We start from the raw sequence: 23,112 nt of genomic DNA on the forward strand, positions 1-23,112 counted from the left end.
TTTTTAACAAATATTTAGTTATTAACTTTTTAATTCATAAGACTTAGTATAGATATACTAACATAACAACTAGTTATTTATGCTTATTTGCTTGGCCTGGGCTTGGCTTGCTTGCAAAGCCACAAATGCGGCCGCTTTAGTACGGATAGCTCTGACTACAGCGTATAATCCTTGTGAACGATTAGGAGTTAGATGTTTATTTAGTGATAACTTATTAAATAACACACTAATATCTAAACTAATAATCTCTGTTAATGTTAACCCTGTATAAATGATAAAAACAATAGCAATAAGTCCTTTTACTATTGCTGCGTCGCTATCACCATATAACTTTATATATCCATTATCAGTAGCTGATATTACAATCCATACATTACTTTGACATCCTGAAATTAAATAATCTTTAGTTCTTGTACCGGACGGTAGGGGTGGTAAGGATTTACCTAATTGCATAATATACAAATACTTTTCTTCCCAATTATTACAAATGGAAAAATAACGTAATAATTTATTTTTATCCGGAATACTAATCATATTTGTTTGTAGTTTGTTAATTTGGATAATTATTATTAATTTAATATATTTTTAATACGTACTAAAGCTATGACTAAGCGATCCACTTCTTCACGAATTGAATACATAGCTAAAGACGCTCTACACATACTGGGTACCTTAAAATAAGTCATTAATGGCATTGCGCAATGATGACCAGTACGGATAGCTATCCCGTATTGATCTAGCAAACTTCCTACATCATAAGCATGATGTTTACCTAAGTTAAATGATATTACTCCAGTACGTTTATTAAGACCATACAAAGTAAACTTAGGTACTTCTTGTAGAGAAGATATAGCATAATGCATTAGATCTGTTTCCCAATTGGAAATATTATTAAGTCCTATCTTCTGAATATAATCAATGGCAGCACCTAAACCTATAATACCAGCTATATTAGGAGATCCAGCTTCAAAACACCAAGGAGGTTCGTTAAAAGTTGTACCTTCTATTAAACTAACTGTATGTATCATAGAACCACCTCCTTCCCATGGAGGCATAGTATCTAATATGTTTTTTTTTACATATAAAATGCCAATACCAGAAGGTCCATATATTTTATGACCAGAAAACACATAAAAATCGCAATCCAGTGATTTCACATCTACTTTATGATGCATGGCACTTTGTGCACCATCCACTAAAACTAGTGCGTTACTTAGAGACCGTATTTTTGTAATTATATTTGATATAGGATTAACAGTACCTAACACATTAGATACTTGGGTAACAGCTACAAGTTTAGTACGTTCATTGATTAGTAAAGATAATCTACTAAGATTTAATGTACCGTCTGGTTGTAATGGGATAACACGTAAAGTTATCTGTTTATCTTGTGCAAGCATCTGCCATGGGACGATATTAGCATGATGTTCCATTTCAGTAATAACAATATTATCGTCTTTTTGTAGCTGATACTTACCCCAGCTATTTGCTACTAAATTAATACCTTCAGTTGCTCCTTTAACAAAAACTATCTCTTTTTCTGAAGCAGCATTGATAAAATTAGCTACTTGAGTACGAACCTGTTCCATACGCACTGTTGCTTTACTACTAAGTGTATGAATACCACGGTGCACTGCAGCATATTCTTGTCGATAGAAATTCATTTCACAATTAATTACAGAATTAGGCTTTTGGGAACTTGCAGCACTATCTAAATAAGTTAATGGATAACCATTGATTCGCTTATATAGTATAGGAAATTCAGCTCTTATTTTATCAATAGGATACGTCATAAATTTAACAACCGATTTAAAGCTTCTTTAATACAGTTAAGTAAAATATTTTTAATATTATTATTTTCAATAGTATTAATGATATCTTCTGTAAAAGCAGAAATAATTATCTGCTTCGCATCATGGTAAGTTAGTCCGCGTGAACGTAAATAAAACATTTGATCATTATCAATGCAACTAACTGTAGCACCATGACTACATTTAACGTCATTATTATAAATTTCTAAAAAGGGTTTACTATATATTTCTGCAAATTTACCTAACAATAAGTTGTTATTAATCATTTTACTGTCAGTTTGGAACGCATTTTTATTTACTTTAATTATACCATTAAATATACCTTTGCTATTATTACAAGAGATTATCTTATGTAACTGACTACTAATACAGTAACCTTTATTATGCTCTAAATAGGTACAAATATCGCTGATATCTTTGTTAATAGTTAATAGTAAACTTTTAACTAATAAATCAGATCTTTCGCCATTGAGTTGCATACTAGTTTGGTGCTGTGTAATACCTTGGCTCATCATAACAGTATGATCACGTACAATAGCATTGTTACCTATAATAATATCATTATGTGCAAAATGGTAACATTGACTTGTTTCACATGATAGTTTTATATGACTTAAATAGGCATTATCGCTGACGTTAATTGTCATGCGTGCACCACTAAAATGCTTCAGGTTATTGTTAGATAAGCTAACAAAATGCTCAATAACCTGACCTTTAGCATTATTTTCTATATCAATATGATGGCGATAATTTAATATATTCAAATTATTATTAATTGTTTTACTAATATGTAAAATGTAAATTGGTTTTTTTTCTACTTTACCAGCAGTTAAGCGTATATAGGTAGTCTCATCACTTAAACTTTCAGTTATATGTAGAAAAACTTCTGAATATATCGGCATAGGTAATAGCTTATTAGCTAACTCTACTTTTACTTGCCAATTACCAGTGTAATTATCACTTAGTTTAGATATAAATTTACCATTAATAAAAACTAATCTATATGCGTCTAAATTTAGACTAATATTATCGCATTCAGCAGAAGATACATTATTGACGAACAATTTAGTAAAATCATGCGATAATAAACTATCAATTTGTTTATTTTTCCATTTGTTGTTGTTGTTAATAATAGGTAAACCTAGTTTTTCTACCTTTTGCCAATGGTAATAAGCATTATTATTATTTGATAGATTATTACTAGTAGCTAATAGCTTATGCCACTTTGATAAAAAAAAAGCCTGAGAATTATTATTTTTTATAAAGCCAGCCATAGCCTTGCTCCTCAAGCTGCTTAGCTAGAGAAAAATTACCCGATTTTACAATGGTACCATTATATAATACATGGATATATTCTGGTTCAATATAATCCAAAATACGTTTGTAATGGGTAATAACTATAAATGAACGATTATCATTACGTAATATGTTGACACCATTAGCAACGATTTTTATAGCATCAATATCTAGCCCAGAATCAGTTTCATCAAGAATACATAAGTCCGGTTCTAATACTGCCATTTGTAAAATTTCGTTGCGTTTTTTTTCGCCGCCAGAAAATCCTACATTCAATGATCTTGTTAATAAATTATTAGGCATTTGTAGCATATCTATTTTTGTCTGAATAAGATCAATGAAATCACAACTATCTAATGGTTCTTGATGACGATATTTACGTACTGCATTAATAGCAGTTTGCAAAAAAAAATTATTATTTACACCAGGAATTTCAATAGGATATTGAAATGCTAGGAATAATCCTTCTCCTGCACGTTCTTCAGGATTTAATTTAAGTAAATCACTACCCTTAAAAAATATTTTTCCTAATTTCACTTTATAATCTTCATATCCTGCAAGAGTGGCAGATAAAGTACTTTTACCAGATCCATTAGGGCCCATAATAGCATGTACTTCACCGGGATTTATTTTTAAGTTCAGATCTTTTATAATCAACTTATTTTCTACTTCTACTGTTAAATTATTAATGGATAACATTTTTGATGTTCCTGTTACACGATATAATTTAGGCAAACTGAAAACTTTAGTAAATTTTAATACAATATATGTAATAATAAATACTATAATAATTAGCCTATGCTATGTTCCAGGCTAATAGCTAATAATCGTTGTGCTTCAATAGCAAATTCTAATGGAAGTTTTGATAATACATCTTTGCAGAAACCATTAATAATCATTGATATAGCATTATCTTCGCTAATCCCACGTTGAACACAGTAAAATAGTTGATCTTTACCAATGCGAGAAGTGGTTGCTTCATGTTCTATCTTAGCTGTATTGTTTGAAACTTCAATCGAAGGAAAGGTATGGGCACCACATTCATTACCAATTAACATTGAATCACACTGGGTAAAATTACGAGAGTTTACTGCATCAGGCATTATTTTCACTAAACCACGGTAAGTATTTTCACTTTTTCCAGCTGAAATTCCTTTAGAAATTATAGTAGAAGTAGTATTTTTTCCTATGTGGATCATTTTAGTCCCAGTATCAGCTTTTTGGTTATTATTAGTTAATGCTACAGAGAAAAATTCTCCTATGGAATTATTTCCACTGAGAATTATACTTGGGTATTTCCAAGTAATTGCTGATCCAGTCTCAGCTTGAGTCCAGGACATTTTAGCATGATCTCCTATACATAATGCTCGCTTCGTAACAAAATTAAATATCCCTCCTTCTTCTTGGTTCCCAGCAAACCAGTTTTGTACCGTAGAGTATTTTACTTCAGCTTCTTGTAGCAAAATTACTTCTACCACTGCTGCATGTAACTGATAGTGTTTTCTAGCTGGTGCTGAACAACCTTCGATATAACTAACATAACTACCTTCTTCTGCAATAATAATAGTACGTTCGAACTGTCCAGTATTAGCTGCATTTATACGAAAGTAGGTAGATAGTTCCATAGGACAACGTATGCCTTTTGGCACGTAAACAAATGTTCCATCAGATGCTACTGCTGAATTAAGAGCAGCAAAAAAATTATCATTTATAGGTATTACACTACCCAAATATTTACGTACTAGTTCTGGGTATTGTTTAATAGCTTCGCTGAATGAACAAAATATTATCCCATATTCGGCTAATTTTTTACTATATGTTGTTGATACGGATACTGAGTCAAAAATAGCGTCTACGGCTACTGCACTATGTTCTCTAACTGGAACACCTAATTGATTAAATGTTTCTTCTACTTCATTAGTTAAGTAATTTCTATTGTTCATTTGATCATTAGTACTAAATGCAGGTGCTGCATAGTAACTGTAATCTTGATAGTTTAGTGTTTTATAATCTGCATGTAGCCAATGTGGTTCTTCCATTTTCAGCCAAGCATAATAGGCATTAAGGCGAAATTGTAGCATCCAATCGGGTTCATTACGCTTAGCTGAAATAATACGTACTACTTCTTCGCTAATACCAGACTTTATTTTTTCTGTAGCTAACTTAGTAACAAAACCTTCTTTGTATTGCTTATTTTGTGAAATTGTTTTTTGTGTAGTATTAGTATTTATTTGTTTTATATCATTAAAATTATTATGTGCCATAATCATGCACCGCTCAAAAGCCAAAACTTTCACCGCACCCACAGGCGTGCGTAGCTTTTGGATTATTAAACTTAAATTCGTAGTTTAATCCTTTTTTTACATAGTCTATTTTTGTGCCATCAATTAATTGCATTGCATATAATGGCACAAATAGCTTAGCACCTTCATGTTCGTAACATAGATCAGTGTTATTATATTCTGTAACTTTTTCTAGAACATAACCAAATCCTGCGCACCCATAATTTTTTACACTAAGTCGTAACCCTAGCATACTAATATCATCTTTAACTAAATTTTTGATATGTTTTGCAGCAGCATCAGTCATAGTTATCCCGTACCAGGTCTTATCATAAAGACCATCAGTTTTATTTAAAATATTTTTTGACATAATTCAATATCTTATTATATTAAGAGCCATAAGTTTCATCTCTTAAATTGGCGTTGAATCTATTTTTTAATGCAGCTAAACATTTATAAATCATAGCCGTAATTTTTTTTTCTTCGAGAGTCTTTTTATTATTCTGTAATATCAAACGAATCGCTAAACTTTTAAAACCTTTTGATATTCCTTTACCTTTGTAGACATCAAAAATATTAATACTAATTAAATTAGTATTAATATTTTTTTTACATTCATTAATAATATCTATTGAGCGTACTTCTTCTGCTACTACTACTGCAATATCCCTACATGTTGTTGGAAATAAAGATAAAGATGTAGCTTCAGGAATTTTACGATTAGTAATTTTTTCTAAAATTAATTCAAACACTAACGTACTATTATTTAAATTTAGTTGTTCCTCTAATTTTGGATGAATAACTCCAATCCAACCAATTAATTCATTTTTAAAATAAATTGCTGCACTTTGACCTGGATGTAACATAGGATTTTCTTGTGCTTTGAATTCAAAAGATTCTAATTGTCCAGTAAGCTCAAGTATTGCTTCAATATCACCTTTAATATCATAAAAATCAACCTGTTTATGCATTGAATCCCAATGATTATCAAAACTTAATCCTGTTATAGTACCAGCTAATAGTAAATTTTGACTAATTGTTTGATCGATATTGTTATCTTGAGTAAAGCATAATCCACTTTCAAAAATACGAAGATTTTTCTGTTGACGGTTTTGATTATATACTACGACACTAATCAGACCAGGCACAAGTGATAACCGCATAGCTGACATATCTATCGATATTGGATTTGGTAATCGTAACATTTTTTTACCAGGATAGAATAATTCCTGTAATGTAGGATTAATGAAACTATAGGTTATAGCTTCATGATATCCACGGTCTATTAGTAATAATTTAATACGTTCTAACGTTAAGTTAGCTTCTTTATTAAAAATATGGGGATTAAATAAGTTAGATTTTATAGCAACACTAGGAATGTTATTATAACCATATACTCTCATTACTTCAGCTATAATATTTTCTTCAATTTCTAAATCAATACGCCAACTAGGGACTATAATTTGCCAACCATAATTTTTTATATTACTTACTGTACATCCTATTCGAACCATAATATCAGTTATCAATTTATCTGGTATGAAGTGGCCAATTAAGCTATCAAGCTTGACACGAGATAAAATTATTGTATTTTTTTTAGGTAAATAATCAGTATGAGTTATATTAATTACTGGACCAGGTTGACCACCACATATTTCCAGTAGTAATGAAGTAGCACGCTCTATAACGTTTAATTGTTGTCTATGATCTACTCCACGCTCATATCTTAGTGAAGCTTCAGTCTGTAAACCATATTTACGTGCGCGGCCTATTATTGATACATTGTTAAAAAAAGCACACTCTAAAAAAATATCACTGCTATTTAATTTAATACTAGATTGAATACCACCTAATATTCCTGCTATCGATAATACTTTATTTTTATCAGCAATAACTAATGTATCTTGTGTTAGTGTAATTTCACACTTATTTAGTAAAGTAAGTTTATCTTTTGGCTTTGCTTGTCGTACTATAATACAATTATCTATAGCTTTTAAATCAAAAGCATGCATTGGATAACCATATTCTATCATTATATAATTAGTAATATCTACTATTACATTAACTAATGATATTTTACTATAAATTAATCTTTCTTGTATCCAAATTGGAGTAATAGTACTAGCATCTATTCCTGTTATTATTCTACCAATATAACTAGGACAAGCTACTGAATCTTCAATATTAATTGGTAATGTATAGTTACTTACTGGGGCTACTGGTTTAATTGAAACTTTTGGTAATGATAAGTTATTAACAATAGCTACTTCGCGTGCTATACCAATGATTCCTAGGCAATCAGCACGATTAGGTGTTACGCTTATATCGATAATATTATCGTAATATTGCCAATAATTACTTAAATTACATCCTATAGGTGCATCATTAGGTAATTCTATAATATTAATATTATTTTTATCATTTGTTATCCCTAAGTCATAACAAGAACATAATTTTCCTTGTGAACATTTATTCGATAATTCAGTCCTAACTAAATCTACTACTACTCTTAAATTACTACGGCAATTAGGAGCTGTACACATAATATTAAGTAGATTAGGACCGCTGACATCTACTTTTGTTATCCATAAATTATTATTATTATAACATTCGACTACATGACCAACTACTAAATTATTAAACTCCCTAGTTACTGCTTCTATACTATTTACTTCCATACCAGACATTGTTATTTGATCTGCTAAAGTGCTAATATCTATAGTAGTCTTTACCCATTCACGTAGCCAAAGTTCACTTAATTTCATTATTGCAGTTCTGCTATTTATTTAAATTGTTTTAGAAAACGTAAATCATTATCGAAGAATACTCTTAAATCAGTTATACCATAACGTAACATTGTCATTCTCTCTATACCAATACCGAAAGCACAACCTGAATAAATATTAGGATTAATATTCATATTTTTTAATATTACAGGATGTACCATCCCGCAACCAAGTACTTCCAACCAGCAGTTGTTCTTACTAATGATATCTACTTCAGCTGCAGGTTCAGTAAAAGGAAAATATGAAGGACGAAAACGTATTTTTATTTTTTCTTCAAAAAAAGAATATAATAATTCATAAATAATACTTTTTAGATTCGTAAAATTAATATTTTTATCTATTATTAATCCTTCTATTTGATGAAACATTGGAGTATGAGTTTGATCATAATCATTACGGTACACTCGTCCAGATGCAATCATACGTATGGGTGGTTGATAAGTTTGCATAATTCTAATCTGCATTCCAGAAGTCTGTGTACGCAATAGATGGTTAGTATTTATCCAAAAAGTATCTTGATTTGCGCGGGATGGATGATGAATAGGAATATTTAATGCATCAAAGTTATGATAACTATCTTCTATTTCTGGTCCGCTTTCTATTAAAAATCCTAGTTGACTAAAAAAATTTTCAATACGTAAAATAGTACGCGATATTGGATGTAATCCACCATTTTCTATGCGTCTACCTGGTAAAGAAATGTCTATAGTTTCGTTGTTTAGTCTTTCCTTAATAGCTACCAATGTGAGAGTATTGTTACGTTCAATTATTGCTTGCTCAACTTCTTTTTTTGCATCATTAATCATAGCACCTAACATTGGTTGTTTTTCTGGCGTTAGATTACGTAATCTAGCTATTTGTTGAGAAAAATATCCTTTTTTTCCTAAAAATTTTATACGTACTAACTTGAGAACATCTTGATTATTAGAAGATTGTATCTCTTTTTTTGCTTGTGCAACTAAGTCTGCTAGTTCTGCTAGATTTAGCATTAATTTTTCCTGCAATTATGTAATTAAATTAACTTTTTTAGTTATTTATATATACTGCTGATAGCTTATTTTTAGCAGTAGTAACACTAATTTTTCAAAAAAAGAGTAATTGTCGCAAAAAAAGTAGTTTAGTATTCACATACCACGTACGCTACATAATTGTTTATATGCAAAAGTGCCTTTTGCTTTATTTACTATAGCAGTAAAAGCTACTGGATCAAAGATAGCAATATCTGCTAATATTTTACGATCTATGTGAATAGATGCTTTTTTTAGTCCATTAATGAAGCTACTATAATTTATATTATGATTACGTACAGCAGCATTAATACGTGTGATCCATATTTTACGAAACTGACGCTTCTTACAACGTCGATCACGATAACAGTACTGTCCTGCTTTTAGTACTGCCTGAAATGCAACACGATAAACACGCGAACGAGCACCATAGTAACCATTAGCTTGTTTTAGTATTTTTTTGTGCCGCGCATGAGCTACTACACCGCGTTTTACGCGTGACATATAATTTTCTCCTTGTTATAAATCCAAGCAAGCTAGCTTATAAGTAAATTTTACGCATATGGTAGATAGCGGATTACTAAATGTTTATCTCCTTTAGACACTAAAGATTTAATACGTAAGTTACGCTTACGATCTGTTGATTTTTTAGTTAAAAGATGACGTAGGTAAGCTTGTTTATGTTTAAAACCACCAGTTGATATTTTCTTAAAACGCTTAGCTGCTCCACGTATACTTTTTAGTTTTGGCATTAATATATCTCTATATAATTATATAATATTTTCGTAATATAATTTAGCTAGTTTAATTTATTGTTTTTTTTTGGTGCCAGCACCATAGTTATTTGACGTCCTTCTATTTTACTTGGTAATGATTCAACTAAAGCTATGTCACTTAAATCATCACGAACACGATTAATAACTTCAAGACCAATTTTTTGGTGCGAAATTTCACGTCCACGGAACCGTAGGGTAATTTTTACTTTATCGCCATCTTCTAAAAATCTAATTAAATTCCTCAGTTTTACTTTATAGTCACTTTCATCAATACTAGGCCGAAATTTAATTTCCTTCACCTGAATAATTTTTTGTTTTTTCTTTTGTTCTTTATTTGATTTATTTTTCTCATAGATAAATTTACCATAATCCATGATTTTACAAACAGGAGGTTCGGCATTAGGACTAATTTCTACTAAATCAACACCTGCTTCTTCAGCTTTTTCAAGTGCTTTTTTTAGGGTAAAAATACCAATTGATTCACCATTTATCCCTGTTAATCTCACCTTGTGAGCTAATATTTCTAAGTTAATTCTATTAATTGACCGCACTATTATTCCTCTAATTGATGAAGATCACGGCCATTAATTTCTTGTTTTAGTTTTTTAATTAGCTCATTAATATCCATACTACCTAGATTTTTTCCATAGCGTGTACGTACAGTAGCTTGACCTATTTTCATCTCTTGATCTCCACAAATCAACATATAAGGTATGCGACGCAAAGTATGTTCGCGAATTTTAAAACCTATTTTTTCATTTCTCAAGTCTGTTTTCACTCTAATACCTGCTGATGATATAATTTCCATTAATTTTGTAACATATGCGGACTGATTATTACTAATATTCATTAATATCACTTGTGTTGGAGCTAACCAAGTAGGGAAAAAACCAGCATACTCTTCTATAAGAATCCCAATAAAACGTTCAATTGATCCCAGAATAGCTCTATGAATCATTACTGGTACTTTTTTTTTATTATTAGCATTAATATAATAAGCGTTTAAACGCTGTGGTAAATAAAAATCTAGTTGTATTGTACCACACTGCCAAGTACGATTTAAGCAATCTAGTAAAGTAAATTCTATTTTTGGTCCATAAAAAGCACCAGCACCTAATAATTTATTAAAAGTAATACCATTATCTGTTAGTGTAGATGCAAGATCTGTTTCAGCTTTATCCCATAATTCATCTGTACCAATACGGTTTTCTGGTCGTGTAGCAATATTAACTAATATTTTTTTGAAACCAAAAGTCCGATAAATATCGTATATAATTTTTAAATTATGATTTATTTCATTACTTACTTGTTCTTCTGTACAGAATATATGGGCATCATCTTGAGTAAATCCCCTAACACGCATTAGACCATGTAATGAGCCAGACGGTTCATTACGGTAACAACTACCAAATTCTGCTATTCTTAACGGTAAATCGCGATAAGATTTAATTTTTTGATTAAAAATTTGGACATGACCTGGACAATTCATAGGTTTAATACAGTACTCACGATTTTCTGACGATGTAGTAAATATATTTTCAGCATAATTTGACCAATGCCCAGTTTGTTCCCATAGAATTCGATCTATCATTACTGGACTTTTTACTTCCTGATACTGGTAAATTTTTAGTTTATTACGTATGAAATTTTCTAATTCAAGAAAAATAATCCAACCATCAACATGCCAATATACCATCCCTGGAGCTTCTTCCTGCATATGGTACAGATCTAATTCTTGACCTATTTTACGGTGATCTCTCTGTCGAATATTTGTTAAAGATTGTATATAACATGTAAGTTGTTTTTTATTACTCCATGCAGTACCATAAATACGTTGTAGTTGACGATTATCATTTTTTCCACGCCAATAAGCACCAGAAGTTTTCTGTAATTTAAAATTATGACAAAAACGCATATTAGGTACATGCGGTCCTCTACACATATCTATATATTCTTCATGATAGTAAAGTGTTACTAAAGATGAAGGATTGATATTTTCTTCAAGTATTGCTATTTTATATATCTCCCCACGTAACTTAAATATATTACGGGCTTGCTCCCAACTTACTTGTTTTTTAATTACATCATAATTTTTATTAGCTAATTCATGCATACGCTCTTCTAGTAAATTAATATCATCTTTCTTTAAAGCATATTCTAAATCTATATCATAATAGAATCCATTATCTATCACTGGTCCTATTGCCATTTTTGTTTCTGGCCACAACTGTTTAATAGCATGTCCTAATAAATGAGCACAAGAATGACGAATAATTTCTATACCTGCTTGATCATTATTAGTAATAATAGTAAGAGAAGCATCTTGTGTAATTAAATCCATTGCATCAACTAACCTGTTATTTACACAGCCAGCAATACAATTTTTTGCTAAAGAATGACTGATATCGTTTGCCACATATAGAGAAGAAACTGGATTTAAAAATTTACGCTTTATACCATCTATTAAAGTAATTACAGGCATATTAATTTCCTTAAATTAGCACAATTATTGGCTATTGTATTAATTTTTTTATTAGCTCATTAAATATATAAATATTTATAAAAATAAAATTAATAGTGATTAACTACAAATTATTTTATTTATAAAATATATATAAATATAAAATTTATAATATAATTTATGATATAGTTAAAATATATTTTAGAAAAATTTCTATAAAATCTTTTTATGATATTAAAATAATTAATTTAAATTATCCATAAACATTTATTACTATGCTTTTTTATTAATTTTAATATCGAATAATGTTCAATAAGTTCTTGCTCATTAGCTTTAATTATTTTTAATAATAATTGATCATTAATATTTTTTATGTTGATTTTTTTATTGTTTTGCTCAAAATTAAAATTAATTGACATTTGACCACCTGTCATTCTCAGAAAAATTTCTGCTAAAATTTCCGCATCTAATAGTGCGCCATGTTTAATCCTGTTACTTTTATTTATTAAATAACGATCACATAAAGCATCAAGGCTATTACGTTTTCCAGGAAAAATTTTTCGTGCAAGTAGTAGACTATCAGTAACTTTGCAATAATAATTAAGATTATTCATACCACTTTTTAGTCTTATTAGCTCATTATCTATAAAGCTAATATCAAATTTTGCATTATGAATAATTAATTCGCTACCGGAAATAAATTTAATAAATTTATCTGCTATTTCTGCAAAGGTAGGTTTATCTTGTAAAAAGATATTACTAATCCCGTGAATAGCAAAAGCTTCTTTATCTATTAATCTTTCTGGGTTTAGATAAACATGAAAATAATTACCAGTAATACGTCTATTAATAATTTCTACGGCACCAATTTCAATAATTCTGTGTCCTTCATCAGGTTTTCCTAGCTTATTCATTCCAGTAGTTTCAGTATCTAAAACAACTTGTCGTTTAATTTTAGTTTCCATAATACTTATTTATGTTTATGTAAAAATTTTGTTATTATTTTAAAAAAATATTTTATCAGAAATTCAATGCATAATAAGGTAGAGATTTTTACCGATGGTTCATGTCTTAGTAATCCTGGTCCTGGTGGATATGGCGTGATATTACGTTATAAAAATTATGAAAAAGAATGCAGCGCTGGTTTCAGGTTAACAACTAATAATCGTATGGAACTAATGGCAATAATTGTAGCATTAGAGTTATTAAGATACCCTTGTGAGGTATTAATCTACCTAGATAGTCAGTATGTTCATCAAGGTATGATGCAATGGATATATAATTGGAAAAAAGATAATTGGAAGAATACTAAAAAAAATATAAAAAATTGTGATTTATGGCAAAGATTTGATATAGCAAGTCAATCACATATAATAAATTCTTTTTGGTTAAAAAGTCATACTGGTCATCCAGAAAATGAACGTTGTGATTACATGGCTCGTGCAGCAGCAAAAAAACCATATTTAGAAGATGTTGGGTATAAAACTACTATAATAACAACTATAAGATGAATCTGATTCGTATTGTAGCACTACAGAATAATTACATTTGGATTTTATATAATTCTAATAGAGAATGTATAGTTATTGATCCTAGTGAAGCAGCACCTGTTTTGCAGGTATTAAAAAAATATCAATTTAAGCTAACTAATATTTTATTAACTCATCATCATCATGATCATGTTAATGGGGTACCTATACTATTAAAAAATTTTTTTGTACCAGTTTATGGCCCGTATGAAACTGTAGGAAAAGGAACAAATATAATTGTCACTGAAGGTGATAGTATCATTCTACTAGAAAAAAAATTTAATGTTTTTTATTTTCCTGGACATACTTTAGGACATATTGGATTTTATAGTGATCCATGGTTATTTTGTGGGGATACAGTCTTTTCGGCTGGTTGTGGTCGTATTTTTGAGGGTACTCCTAAACAAATGTATGACTCTTTTCAAAAAATTAATAAATTGCCTTTACATACTATAATATGTTGTGCACATGAATATACTTTAGTTAATATAGCTTTTGCTAACTATTTATTACCTAAAGATAAAGCAATTAGTAGTTATCAATCTCATGTAAAACAGTTGCTAGCAAAAAATAAAAATTTATCACCTACAACATTAGGTTTAGAACGTATTATTAATATTTTTTTCCGTTGTCATGATTGTTATGTACAAAATGTAATTAAATTTTACCCATTATTAGGCGAAGAATGGCGTGTTTTTGCTATTTTACGTAAAAAAAGAGATCAGTTTCCAACAAAAACTTAAGTGTTTAATATGAATTATAAAATTAGCTATTTATTTTTGGAATGCTACTAAAAGGGGATTATGATCTGAAGCTTTAGTAACTAATACAGATGCTTCATTAACTTTAATGTTTCGATAAAAAATAAAATCTAAAGGTCTACCAAATACTTTTGTTCGTTGATCATTAATAAAATTTACTTCTTGTAACCTCATGGTTTCAGCAAATTTATATAATGCTAGCATTCTTTTTCTACTCCACGCATTAAAATCTCCTGCCATAATTACTGGTCCAGTATGCTTAATTATATGTTCACCAATAGGTCCTAGTTGTTTACTATATACATTAATACCTACACAAAAGTTTACTGCATGAATATTAATTACCATTATGGATTGCTTATCATATATAGGATATATAGTTATTAATGCTGATTTATCGATACGTAATAATGGTTCACGTTCACGTAAAGGATAACAATACACTGGATATGCAGTAGATAATGTCATAACCCCGGAAGAATATTGTGGAAATATAATAGCAGGTACTTTATCTGCAGATAAATAGTTTGAAGTAGCAAACTTCATTAGTTCAGGAGTAGTTTGTGCTTCCTGTAATAATACTAGTTGTGTTTTATTTTTAAATTTATGTAGTATAGATAACCAATTAGCTCTTTGTTGTTTAAAAATATTCCATACCATTACTCTTAAAATATGTGATCCTAGTAAAGGTACTTCTAGTTTACTTAATGTTTGTTGATTATCATAAAGAATAGGTGGTACATTATGCATATGTTGGTTTTTTCACAGTGAATGCTTATGTGTTCGATAAACTATATTTCATTTAATTAATTTAATTATAATTAAATGGTTTTTATGTGTAAGTTCAATTTAATTATTTTTTATATTTTTTTTGTAAGTTATTAACTTTATATAAATAACTTCTTGATTCTAAAGAAGGATGATTTGTGCACAGTATCTTGTATACATCATCTGGTTGTAAAGTATTAATTATCTTTAATGCTTTATTGGGATCTGGTGAAAATACTTTAAGTAATGTGCTAACACCGCTATTATAAGCCACAATAACTGCATAGCGTCTCGATATTGAATTTACTATTCCATTTAAATAGTTATTTTGTAGTATAGCTAAATAAGCGGTCCCAATATCAATATTATTTTCTGGATTTAATAAATAGCTACGGCTTGGTTGGCCAAGTTTGTTTTTCATTTTAAATACTTCACGACCAGCACTATTTTGCTTAATTTGCATCAGGCCTAAAGCGTTGGTATTGCTGACAGCATAAGGATTAAAACTTGATTCTATTTGTATAATGGATAAAATTAATGATTGATTGATCCCATATTTATGAGAAATTTTATTAACTATTTTTAAATATTTTTTTGATCTATGATCTATATGGTTAGGGACTAGATTAATATTTATAAACCAAATATTATGTGGACCCGAAGTCCTACTTTTTAGATGAGTTTGTAATAAAAAATCAGCAAATTTAGCTGCATGCAAATTCAAACGAATTGGTTGATGATAATTATCTAATACTTGACCATAAAAAAATGGTTGTGTTTTTAACAAATTGTTATTTGTGTAATGATTATACATTAATAATATATTTATAATACTTTTACGTAAGTAATTTATATACTTATTTCTATCAATAGATTCTATTTTAATCATTCCATTATCAACATTAATATAAATTCTGGTATAAAAATTATTTATATATTTTACATAATCTTTAGGTCCTGACATCAGTACTTCATTTCTACCCCATAATTTTTCTAAATGATTTGATAATTGCCCCATTAAAATATAAAAACCTTTAGTATTTTTTATACTAATCTCATGATTAATATACTGTTTTTTATAATAACAAGATATTAATAAAGGTATTAACCATAATAAATGGACAGTATTGTTCATATTTTTACAAAATTAATAGCTTAATAGTAAGTATTAAATTGTGATTAATAACATTTATTCTTTAAACAAAAAATTAATCATTTCTTTCTCTAAATATTTACGATCAAATAAATTCATCATATCAAGTTGTTGTTCATTTATTAGCATCGTTTGTTGAATTTGCCATTTCTCCCAGGCTTCTTTAGAGATAGTATCAAAAATACGTTTACCTATTTTCCCTGGATATAATTGAAAATCTTGTCCCTCTGATTTTTTTTTAAGATAAGTACAATAAATAATTTTTTTCATAAACATCTATTTTTGATTGATTTTGTTAAAAATGACTGATATTTAATAATATCTGCTTCACAGCCATAAAAATATAAATTTATATAAATAATTCTAATAATGAATTAAGAAATAATTTACCATGCTCTGTGATTGTCCAAGTAGTATCACTTTCATAAATATATCCATAGGATAATGCCTGATCTAAAGCAAAACGTATTGTGCTCTCATTTAAACTAGTTAATTTTGTAAATTCTTGACGTGGGATTGTTTCTAACAAACGAAAACGATTCATAAAATATTCAAATGGTAAATCTATTTGTGATACTTGATAATATTTTTCTACATATTTACCATCCATATAAACAAGTGGATGTTTTTTTTTTACAATACGTAGTACTGTTCCATCTACTTGAGTAAGCTTACTATGAGCGCCACAACCAATACCTAAGTAATCACCAAAACGCCAATAATTTATATTATGAAGGCACTGATAACCAGGTTTTGCATAATTAGAAATTTCATATTGTTGGTAACCTGATGTAATTAGTAATTCATGACCTTGGTTATAAATATCCCAAAGTATCTCTTCGTTTGGTAATTGGGGTGGATTATAACCAAAGATAGTTTTAGGTTCTATTACTAACTGATACCATGAAATATGCTGTGGTACTAAGGCTATTGCATTACGTAAATCATTTAATGATTGATTAATTGTTTGGTTTGGTAAACCATACATTAAATCAAGATTTAAGCTATTAAAGCCAATATTAGATACTAATAATGCAGTATTTGTTGCTTCGGTAGGTTGATGAATACGACCAAGTTTAATTAATTGTTTTGTGTTAAAAGTTTGTACTCCAAGAGAAATTCTTGTTATGCCAATATTCTTGTAACTAATTAGATGTTCTTCTGTAACTGTACCAGGATTGACTTCTATAGTAATCTCTAAGTTTGATAATAGCAGTAAATGTTTACTAATTCCAAATAGCAATTTTTCTAGGGCATTAATGCTAAGTAAACTTGGAGTACCTCCTCCAATAAAAATTGTTGCTATATTACGACCATAAGAAAAATGTAAATTTTGCTCAAGATCTAATAGTAGATGATCTATATACTTTTGTTCCTGGATATTACTTTTGTATAAGTAGTTATTAAAGTCGCAATAAAAACATTTTTTTATGCACCAAGGAATATGAATATATAAACTTAATTTAGGTAAATGTTTTATTTATGAAAACCTTTTTATAATGATTTTAATATTCATTAAATTGTTTCAACCAACTTTCTAGTATAATTACTGCTGATTTAGAATCAATTTTTGATTTTTTTAAAGCACGATAACCACCATTAGCAAATAGTTCATAACGTGCTTCTACGGTACTAAGACGTTCATCATGTAACACTACTTTAATATCAAAAATATCTTGTAGTAAATTAGCAAATTTGCGTGCTTTATTCGTAAGCGGTTGCTCACTATTATCCATATTTAAAGGTAAGCCAACAATAATAATATCTGGTTGCCAATTATTTATAATTTTTTTTATTTGTAACCAGTTAGGAACACCATCATTGGCTTTAAATGCAGTTAGTGGTTGTGCAGTACATGTTATACGCTGACCAATAGCTATACCAATACTTTTAGTACCAAAATCGAATGCTATAATACTACCACTTGTTGCCATCAGGCATTACCTAAATTTGTTACGATATTGTTTTATTAATATTTTTAGCTGCTTTCTCATTTTTGAGATTTTTTTATTATAGTTTTTTGTTAAATACTAAGAAATAATACTAGCACTAAAGCACTTAAATTATCATTTAAACTGCGTAAATACTATATTGTATATAGTATGCTGTTAATTAATAATCACTTATATTACTAATTAATTTTTAGATGTTTTTCAATAGCATCCATGAACATACCAGTTATAGATATTGGAAAAGCAGCTTCTATTTCCCATACACAAGTAGGACTAGTTATATTTATCTCAGTTAATTTATCACCAATAATATCTATTCCTACAAATAATAGACCTTTGTTTTTTAGTGTTTTACTTAAAAAGTATGCAATTTCCCAGTCAATTTTAGATAATTTTCGTGCTTCTCCATATCCACCAGCTGCTAAATTACCCCGTGTTTCTCCATTTTTTGGAATTCTTGCTAAACAATATGGTACTGGTTCACCATCAATAATAAAAACACGTTTATCTCCATCTTTTATAGCTGAAAGGTACTGTTGTGCCATACAAAAGCATGTATTTTTACTAGTTAAATTTTCAATAATAACTGATATGTTTGGATCATCTTTTTTAATTCTAAAAATAGATTGTCCTCCCATACTATTTAGTGGTTTAAGAATAATATCATTATGCTTTTTTAAAAATTTACGAATATGTTCCTCACACTGACTAACTAGTGTATCAGGACTATAAATTTTGAAAAAAGAAGGAAATATTTTTTCATTGTAATCACGTAGGCTTTGTGGTTTATTTATAATTAATGTTCCTTTTTCTTCTGCAAGTTCAAGAATATAAGTAGCATAAATAAATTCTTCATCTATTGGTGGATTTTTTCTCATTAAAATAATATCTAAATCATGTAGAAAAATATCTTTATCACCATTAAAGCAATACCAATTATTATTATTTTTATTTACTGATAATAAACGACAAAAAGCTCGTGCTTGACCATCACTTATATAAAGATTATTAATTTCCATATAATATATTTCATAGCCACGAAATTGAGCCTCTAGTAATAATGCAAAGCTAGTATCTTTTTTTATATTTATAGACGTAATATCATCCATCACAACGCCTAATTTAATCATAATACTTTCCTACACTAAAGTAATAAATACTAACTACAGTAGTTTATACAATTTCTACTGTAGTTATTTTTATATTTGTTTTTAATAACAAATGTTTTAACTTTTGTTAAAACGTACCGCTGCTTCATCCCAATTGACTACATGCCAAAACGCTTTAATATAATCAGAACGTCTATTTTGATATTTTAAATAATAAGCATGTTCCCATAAATCAAGACCTAATATTGGAACACCTTGATTACCCATTAATGGATTATCTTGATTTGCGGTAGATAATATAAATAATTTATTGTCTTTTTTAACTAGCCAGACCCAACCAGAACCAAAACAAGCAAGAGCTATTTTTTCGAAATTAGTTTTAAAATTATCTATATCACCAAAATTCATTTGAATAGCAATTTTTAGTGTTCCGTCAAGAAAAGTTTCTTTTTTTAATCCGTTCCAGAAAAAAGAATGATTTGCATGACCACCAGCATTATTTCTGATTGCTGTTTTGTGTTCTACTGGTACTAACTCCAATTTTTGAATGAGTTCTTCAACTGATAAGTTAATTAATTGAGGAATATTTTTTAGAATATTATTAATATTATTAATATAAGTTTGATGGTGTTTAGTATAATGTATTTTCATGGTTTCTTTATCAAAGAAAGGCTCTAAAGCATCAAAATAATATGGTAAAGGAGGTAATTTAAACATCATTAAAGTACTCCATATAGTATGACGTTAATTATAAATAATTTGACTACTAATAATAAGAATTTTCACTATGATTATGGTCAGTTACATCACGTACTCCTTTGAGTTCAGGAAATATGTTTATTAGTTGTTTTTCTATGTATTGTTTTAAAGTAGCACCTACCATAGAACAACCATTACATCCACCAGAAAATTCTAAAATAACAAACATATCTTCAGTAAGATCTAAAAAAATTACTTTGCCACCATGATTAGCTAACTGAGGATTAATTTTATATGATATTATGTACTGTATGCGCTCTATTAGAGGAGTAGAACTATCTAATAGTTGGTTTACATTAGGTGCTTTTAGTGTTAATTGGGTCCCAAATTTATCAGTTATGAAGTCAATCATTGCATCTTTTAAATAAAAAGCACTGCATTCATCAACATAAGCAAAAAATTTATTAAATGTTAATTTAATATCACTATCTTCTATAGTAGAAGGTGGACAAAATGAAATACCGCATTCTGCATTTGGTGTCCCTGGATTGGTGACAAATATGCGAATTTGAGTACCTAAATCTTGTTTAGTTAGTAAGTTAACAAAATGTTGTTGCGCAGCATCAGTAATAGAAATCATTATATTTATGAGCTTTATTTATTAATTTATCTTTTATCATATACCTATTACTCAAGCAAGTAAGAAAAAATTAATAATTAATGTTTATAAAAAGTAACAAAAATAGATACATTTATTATTGTTAGTTCATGATCACTAAAATAGTTATACTTGACTTATTAGTTATAAATATGATATCTATATATATAGATTTATAGTTTTTTACTATCTTCTAAAAAATTAGAGGCTTGTAGCTCAGTTGGTTAGAGCGCACCCCTGATAAGGGTGAGGTCAGTGGTTCAAATCCACTCAGGCCTACCAACTAACTATAATAAATATGGGGCTATAGCTCAGCTGGAAGAGCGCCTGCTTTGCACGCAGGAGGTCAGCGGTTCAATCCCGCTTAGCTCCACATGATGTGATACTTTATTAAATAATAATTATGATTATCTTAATCAATCATTTTCTAATAGGAAATGAATAATGAATGCTGTGATCCAACTTAAATTACTTAATAAAGTAGAGGAATTGTGTAAACAACGTAATGTACGTATTACACCACAAAGATTAGAAGTATTAAGGTTAATTATTGCACAAAAAACAAACGCTATTAGTGCATATGATTTACTTAAATTATTACGTAAATCAGAGCCACAGGCAAAACCACCTACTATTTACCGCGTCCTAGATTTTTTAATAGAGCAAGGATTGGTTCATAAAGTAGAATCTACTAATAGTTTTATGTTATGTAAATATTTTTATGATCCATCACATACTTATGCTGTTTTTATTTGTGATAAATGTGGTCAAGTCACAGAAAAATCAGCTGATAATATAAAAAATATATTACAAAATATGGCTAAACAAGCTTGTTTTGCCATGTCTCATAATGTAGTAGAAGCTCATGGTTTTTGTCCACAATGTAATTAATGTTGAACATGCTATGTTATGTAAGTTACATTACACTATTTTAGTTACAGGTCCTGCTTATGGGAACCAAAAATCCAGTAGTGCATTACAGTTTACACAAGCACTATTAAACTATGGTCATTATATTAATGCCATTTTTTTTTACCAAGACGGCGTGTATAATGCTAATAGTTTTACTATTTATCCTAGCAATGAAATTAATTTAGTTCAAGCTTGGCAAAAATTAGCTATAGAACATCAATTATCATTACACGTATGTATATCAGCAGCACTACGTCGTGGTATTACTAATGCTGAACAAGCATTACAGTTAAATTTATCTGGACATAACTTGCCACCGGCTTTTAATTTAAGCAGTCTTATTACTTTGGGAGAAAGTATACTTACATGTGATAGATTTATTCAATTTTAGCTTTTTTATTTAATATTATGAAAAAAAGTATAGCGTTTTTATTTACTAATGGACCACATAATGAAGCAGCTGGACGTGAAGGATTAGATGCTTTATTAGCTATCTCAGCTATTTGTGAAAATATAGGGGTATTTTTTGTTTCTGATGGCATATTCTTGTTATTACCTGATCAAAAACCAGAGCAAATTATGGCTAAAAATTTCATTAATGCATTTGGAATTATACCGTTATATAACATAACAAGTTTATATTTATGTGCAGATTCAGCAATAGAACGTGGTTTTAATGTACATACTAGTTGGTTATTGAATATTAATTTCATACCAGCAAATTTTTTAAACAAAACTATATCTTTATACAATCATATAATAAAATTTTAATCATGCTGGTAACTATTAGTCACTCTCCTTATTTATGTGATTTAGCAGCATTAATACGTAGTAGCGTAACACCAAAAGATGTAATAGTGTTATGGGCAGATGGTGTTATTGCTGGATTAAATAATTCACAAGCACTTTATATGATGTTACAAGCTACTCCTTTGGTTATTTATGCATTAAATAATGATATTATTGCACGCGGATTATCTGCTTATATTTCTAATAAAATTGTTAAAATTAGTTATACTGAATTAGTAATAATAACAGAAAAATATCCACAACAGATAGCCTGGTAAAGTTATGCTTTGATATTGACACTATTTATATATAAATATTATAATTTATATTTATTTAAGTTGATTTATGTCTAGGAATGACAAT

27 protein-coding genes and 2 tRNA genes are annotated in these 23,112 nt (G+C 28.9%); 8 read left to right on the forward strand and 21 right to left on the reverse strand.

Translation table 11 applies throughout. The features are described from left to right. Positions 1–69: 69 nt before the first annotated feature. The 13 genes from sufE to dnaQ all read right to left on the reverse strand — a co-directional run bounded on the left by sufE (position 70) and on the right by dnaQ (position 13,384). Complete coding sequence (sufE, locus tag AB162_RS01960; protein WP_053097032.1) at positions 70–534, reverse strand: cysteine desulfuration protein SufE; 465 nt, start codon at positions 532–534, stop codon at positions 70–72. Between the two features lie 35 nt (positions 535–569). After that, complete coding sequence (gene sufS, locus AB162_RS01965; protein ID WP_053097034.1) at positions 570–1,793, reverse strand: cysteine desulfurase SufS; 1,224 nt, start codon at positions 1,791–1,793, stop codon at positions 570–572. Then, the gene (gene sufD, locus AB162_RS01970; RefSeq protein WP_053097036.1) at positions 1,790–3,085 is read right to left on the reverse strand and encodes a Fe-S cluster assembly protein SufD; all 1,296 of its coding nucleotides are present in this window, start codon (positions 3,083–3,085) and stop codon (positions 1,790–1,792) included. The genes sufS and sufD overlap by 4 nt, the downstream gene beginning before the upstream one ends. After that, positions 3,063–3,806: a Fe-S cluster assembly ATPase SufC gene (sufC, locus tag AB162_RS01975; RefSeq protein ID WP_053097038.1), complete on the reverse strand. Its 744-nt coding sequence runs from the start codon at positions 3,804–3,806 to the stop codon at positions 3,063–3,065. The genes sufD and sufC overlap by 23 nt, the downstream gene beginning before the upstream one ends. A gap of 92 nt (positions 3,807–3,898) precedes the next feature. Beyond that, positions 3,899–5,371 (reverse strand): Fe-S cluster assembly protein SufB, encoded by a 1,473-nt coding sequence (gene sufB / locus AB162_RS01980; RefSeq protein WP_156213991.1) that lies wholly within the window; start codon positions 5,369–5,371, stop codon positions 3,899–3,901. A gap of 13 nt (positions 5,372–5,384) precedes the next feature. After that, positions 5,385–5,759 carry a Fe-S cluster assembly scaffold SufA gene (sufA, locus tag AB162_RS01985; protein WP_053097040.1) on the reverse strand — a complete coding sequence of 125 codons (375 nt, stop codon included), beginning with the start codon at positions 5,757–5,759 and terminating at the stop codon, positions 5,385–5,387. A gap of 19 nt (positions 5,760–5,778) precedes the next feature. After that, positions 5,779–8,154: a phenylalanine--tRNA ligase subunit beta gene (gene pheT, locus AB162_RS01990; RefSeq protein ID WP_053097042.1), complete on the reverse strand. Its 2,376-nt coding sequence runs from the start codon at positions 8,152–8,154 to the stop codon at positions 5,779–5,781. Between the two features lie 17 nt (positions 8,155–8,171). Further along, positions 8,172–9,164 (reverse strand): phenylalanine--tRNA ligase subunit alpha, encoded by a 993-nt coding sequence (gene pheS, locus AB162_RS01995; protein ID WP_053097045.1) that lies wholly within the window; start codon positions 9,162–9,164, stop codon positions 8,172–8,174. A 135-nt stretch (positions 9,165–9,299) separates the two neighbouring features. Beyond that, the gene (gene rplT / locus AB162_RS02000; protein WP_053097047.1) at positions 9,300–9,686 is read right to left on the reverse strand and encodes a 50S ribosomal protein L20; all 387 of its coding nucleotides are present in this window, start codon (positions 9,684–9,686) and stop codon (positions 9,300–9,302) included. Positions 9,687–9,736: 50 nt separating this feature from the next. After that, on the reverse strand, positions 9,737–9,934 hold the full coding sequence (gene rpmI, locus AB162_RS02005) for a 50S ribosomal protein L35 (protein WP_053097049.1): 198 nt from the start codon (positions 9,932–9,934) through the stop codon (positions 9,737–9,739). A 47-nt stretch (positions 9,935–9,981) separates the two neighbouring features. Further along, positions 9,982–10,524, reverse strand: a complete 543-nt coding sequence (gene infC / locus AB162_RS02010) for a translation initiation factor IF-3 (protein ID WP_053097051.1) — start codon at positions 10,522–10,524, stop codon at positions 9,982–9,984. After that, positions 10,512–12,440, reverse strand: a complete 1,929-nt coding sequence (gene thrS / locus AB162_RS02015) for a threonine--tRNA ligase (protein WP_053097054.1) — start codon at positions 12,438–12,440, stop codon at positions 10,512–10,514. Before thrS ends, infC begins: the two co-directional genes overlap by 13 nt. Positions 12,441–12,667: 227 nt before the next feature. After that, on the reverse strand, positions 12,668–13,384 hold the full coding sequence (dnaQ, locus tag AB162_RS02020; protein ID WP_053097055.1) for a DNA polymerase III subunit epsilon: 717 nt from the start codon (positions 13,382–13,384) through the stop codon (positions 12,668–12,670). A gap of 66 nt (positions 13,385–13,450) precedes the next feature. On the opposite strand from dnaQ, the gene rnhA reads away from it, so the two are divergent. Continuing rightward, positions 13,451–13,930: a ribonuclease HI gene (rnhA, locus tag AB162_RS02025; RefSeq protein WP_053097057.1), complete on the forward strand. Its 480-nt coding sequence runs from the start codon at positions 13,451–13,453 to the stop codon at positions 13,928–13,930. Next, a complete protein-coding gene (gene gloB, locus AB162_RS02030; protein WP_053097059.1) occupies positions 13,927–14,691 on the forward strand; it encodes a hydroxyacylglutathione hydrolase in 765 nt (254 codons plus the stop codon). The genes rnhA and gloB overlap by 4 nt, the downstream gene beginning before the upstream one ends. A gap of 30 nt (positions 14,692–14,721) precedes the next feature. Here gloB and AB162_RS02035 read toward each other — a convergent pair whose 3' ends face one another. The 8 genes from AB162_RS02035 to nfuA all read right to left on the reverse strand — a co-directional run bounded on the left by AB162_RS02035 (position 14,722) and on the right by nfuA (position 21,030). Beyond that, positions 14,722–15,459: an endonuclease/exonuclease/phosphatase family protein gene (locus AB162_RS02035; RefSeq protein ID WP_053097061.1), complete on the reverse strand. Its 738-nt coding sequence runs from the start codon at positions 15,457–15,459 to the stop codon at positions 14,722–14,724. A gap of 103 nt (positions 15,460–15,562) precedes the next feature. Further along, on the reverse strand, positions 15,563–16,612 hold the full coding sequence (gene mltC, locus AB162_RS02040) for a membrane-bound lytic murein transglycosylase MltC (RefSeq protein WP_053097063.1): 1,050 nt from the start codon (positions 16,610–16,612) through the stop codon (positions 15,563–15,565). 54 nt (positions 16,613–16,666) lie between these two features. Continuing rightward, complete coding sequence (locus AB162_RS02045; RefSeq protein WP_053097065.1) at positions 16,667–16,900, reverse strand: oxidative damage protection protein; 234 nt, start codon at positions 16,898–16,900, stop codon at positions 16,667–16,669. Between the two features lie 79 nt (positions 16,901–16,979). Further along, positions 16,980–18,110 carry a radical SAM family heme chaperone HemW gene (gene hemW / locus AB162_RS02050; RefSeq protein WP_053097068.1) on the reverse strand — a complete coding sequence of 377 codons (1,131 nt, stop codon included), beginning with the start codon at positions 18,108–18,110 and terminating at the stop codon, positions 16,980–16,982. A 25-nt stretch (positions 18,111–18,135) separates the two neighbouring features. Beyond that, the gene (gene ruvX / locus AB162_RS02055) at positions 18,136–18,564 is read right to left on the reverse strand and encodes a Holliday junction resolvase RuvX (RefSeq protein WP_053097070.1); all 429 of its coding nucleotides are present in this window, start codon (positions 18,562–18,564) and stop codon (positions 18,136–18,138) included. 197 nt (positions 18,565–18,761) lie between these two features. Further along, positions 18,762–19,712, reverse strand: coding sequence for a glutathione synthase (gene gshB / locus AB162_RS02060; RefSeq protein ID WP_053097072.1), 951 nt, complete (start codon positions 19,710–19,712; stop codon positions 18,762–18,764). 96 nt (positions 19,713–19,808) lie between these two features. Further along, on the reverse strand, positions 19,809–20,411 hold the full coding sequence (locus AB162_RS02065) for a Fe-Mn family superoxide dismutase (RefSeq protein WP_053097074.1): 603 nt from the start codon (positions 20,409–20,411) through the stop codon (positions 19,809–19,811). Between the two features lie 46 nt (positions 20,412–20,457). After that, positions 20,458–21,030: a Fe-S biogenesis protein NfuA gene (gene nfuA, locus AB162_RS02070; RefSeq protein WP_053097075.1), complete on the reverse strand. Its 573-nt coding sequence runs from the start codon at positions 21,028–21,030 to the stop codon at positions 20,458–20,460. Positions 21,031–21,253: 223 nt separating this feature from the next. Here nfuA and AB162_RS02075 point away from each other — a divergent pair. The 6 genes from AB162_RS02075 (at position 21,254) to tusB (ending at position 23,027) form a co-directional block, all read left to right on the forward strand. Further along, positions 21,254–21,330 (forward strand) — tRNA-Ile (locus AB162_RS02075). Between the two features lie 18 nt (positions 21,331–21,348). Next, positions 21,349–21,421, forward strand: a tRNA-Ala gene (locus tag AB162_RS02080). A gap of 71 nt (positions 21,422–21,492) precedes the next feature. Next, entirely contained in the window at positions 21,493–21,939 is a 447-nt protein-coding gene (gene zur, locus AB162_RS02085) for a zinc uptake transcriptional repressor Zur (protein ID WP_082239280.1), read from the forward strand. Beyond that, positions 21,914–22,351, forward strand: a complete 438-nt coding sequence (tusD, locus tag AB162_RS02090; protein ID WP_260080476.1) for a sulfurtransferase complex subunit TusD — start codon at positions 21,914–21,916, stop codon at positions 22,349–22,351. Before zur ends, tusD begins: the two co-directional genes overlap by 26 nt. Positions 22,352–22,368: 17 nt before the next feature. Then, positions 22,369–22,731, forward strand: coding sequence for a sulfurtransferase complex subunit TusC (gene tusC / locus AB162_RS02095; protein WP_053097077.1), 363 nt, complete (start codon positions 22,369–22,371; stop codon positions 22,729–22,731). Positions 22,732–22,733: 2 nt separating this feature from the next. Further along, on the forward strand, positions 22,734–23,027 hold the full coding sequence (gene tusB / locus AB162_RS02100) for a sulfurtransferase complex subunit TusB (protein WP_053097079.1): 294 nt from the start codon (positions 22,734–22,736) through the stop codon (positions 23,025–23,027). Positions 23,028–23,112 lie beyond the last annotated feature (85 nt).

It is taken from the genome of Candidatus Palibaumannia cicadellinicola (genome assembly GCF_001269425.1).
Taxonomy (GTDB): domain Bacteria; phylum Pseudomonadota; class Gammaproteobacteria; order Enterobacterales; family Enterobacteriaceae; genus Baumannia; species Baumannia cicadellinicola_A.

Coding starts and splice junctions, on each gene's coding strand:
- sufE (WP_053097032.1), bottom strand. CDS start 534: ATGATTAGTATTCCGGATAAAAATAAATTATTACGTTATTTTTCCATT.
- sufS (WP_053097034.1), bottom strand. CDS start 1,793: ATGACGTATCCTATTGATAAAATAAGAGCTGAATTTCCTATACTATAT.
- sufD (WP_053097036.1), bottom strand. CDS start 3,085: ATGGCTGGCTTTATAAAAAATAATAATTCTCAGGCTTTTTTTTTATCA.
- sufC (WP_053097038.1), bottom strand. CDS start 3,806: ATGTTATCCATTAATAATTTAACAGTAGAAGTAGAAAATAAGTTGATT.
- sufB (WP_156213991.1), bottom strand. CDS start 5,371: ATGGCACATAATAATTTTAATGATATAAAACAAATAAATACTAATACT.
- sufA (WP_053097040.1), bottom strand. CDS start 5,759: ATGTCAAAAAATATTTTAAATAAAACTGATGGTCTTTATGATAAGACC.
- pheT (WP_053097042.1), bottom strand. CDS start 8,154: ATGAAATTAAGTGAACTTTGGCTACGTGAATGGGTAAAGACTACTATA.
- pheS (WP_053097045.1), bottom strand. CDS start 9,164: ATGCTAAATCTAGCAGAACTAGCAGACTTAGTTGCACAAGCAAAAAAA.
- rplT (WP_053097047.1), bottom strand. CDS start 9,686: ATGTCACGCGTAAAACGCGGTGTAGTAGCTCATGCGCGGCACAAAAAA.
- rpmI (WP_053097049.1), bottom strand. CDS start 9,934: ATGCCAAAACTAAAAAGTATACGTGGAGCAGCTAAGCGTTTTAAGAAA.
- thrS (WP_053097054.1), bottom strand. CDS start 12,440: ATGCCTGTAATTACTTTAATAGATGGTATAAAGCGTAAATTTTTAAAT.
- dnaQ (WP_053097055.1), bottom strand. CDS start 13,384: ATGGAAACTAAAATTAAACGACAAGTTGTTTTAGATACTGAAACTACT.
- rnhA (WP_053097057.1), top strand. CDS start 13,451: ATGCATAATAAGGTAGAGATTTTTACCGATGGTTCATGTCTTAGTAAT.
- gloB (WP_053097059.1), top strand. CDS start 13,927: ATGAATCTGATTCGTATTGTAGCACTACAGAATAATTACATTTGGATT.
- AB162_RS02035 (WP_053097061.1), bottom strand. CDS start 15,459: ATGCATAATGTACCACCTATTCTTTATGATAATCAACAAACATTAAGT.
- mltC (WP_053097063.1), bottom strand. CDS start 16,612: ATGAACAATACTGTCCATTTATTATGGTTAATACCTTTATTAATATCT.
- AB162_RS02045 (WP_053097065.1), bottom strand. CDS start 16,900: ATGAAAAAAATTATTTATTGTACTTATCTTAAAAAAAAATCAGAGGGA.
- ruvX (WP_053097070.1), bottom strand. CDS start 18,564: ATGGCAACAAGTGGTAGTATTATAGCATTCGATTTTGGTACTAAAAGT.
- gshB (WP_053097072.1), bottom strand. CDS start 19,712: ATGATTAAATTAGGCGTTGTGATGGATGATATTACGTCTATAAATATA.
- AB162_RS02065 (WP_053097074.1), bottom strand. CDS start 20,411: ATGATGTTTAAATTACCTCCTTTACCATATTATTTTGATGCTTTAGAG.
- nfuA (WP_053097075.1), bottom strand. CDS start 21,030: ATGATTTCTATTACTGATGCTGCGCAACAACATTTTGTTAACTTACTA.
- zur (WP_082239280.1), top strand. CDS start 21,493: ATGAATGCTGTGATCCAACTTAAATTACTTAATAAAGTAGAGGAATTG.
- tusD (WP_260080476.1), top strand. CDS start 21,914: ATGGTTTTTGTCCACAATGTAATTAATGTTGAACATGCTATGTTATGT.
- tusC (WP_053097077.1), top strand. CDS start 22,369: ATGAAAAAAAGTATAGCGTTTTTATTTACTAATGGACCACATAATGAA.
- tusB (WP_053097079.1), top strand. CDS start 22,734: ATGCTGGTAACTATTAGTCACTCTCCTTATTTATGTGATTTAGCAGCA.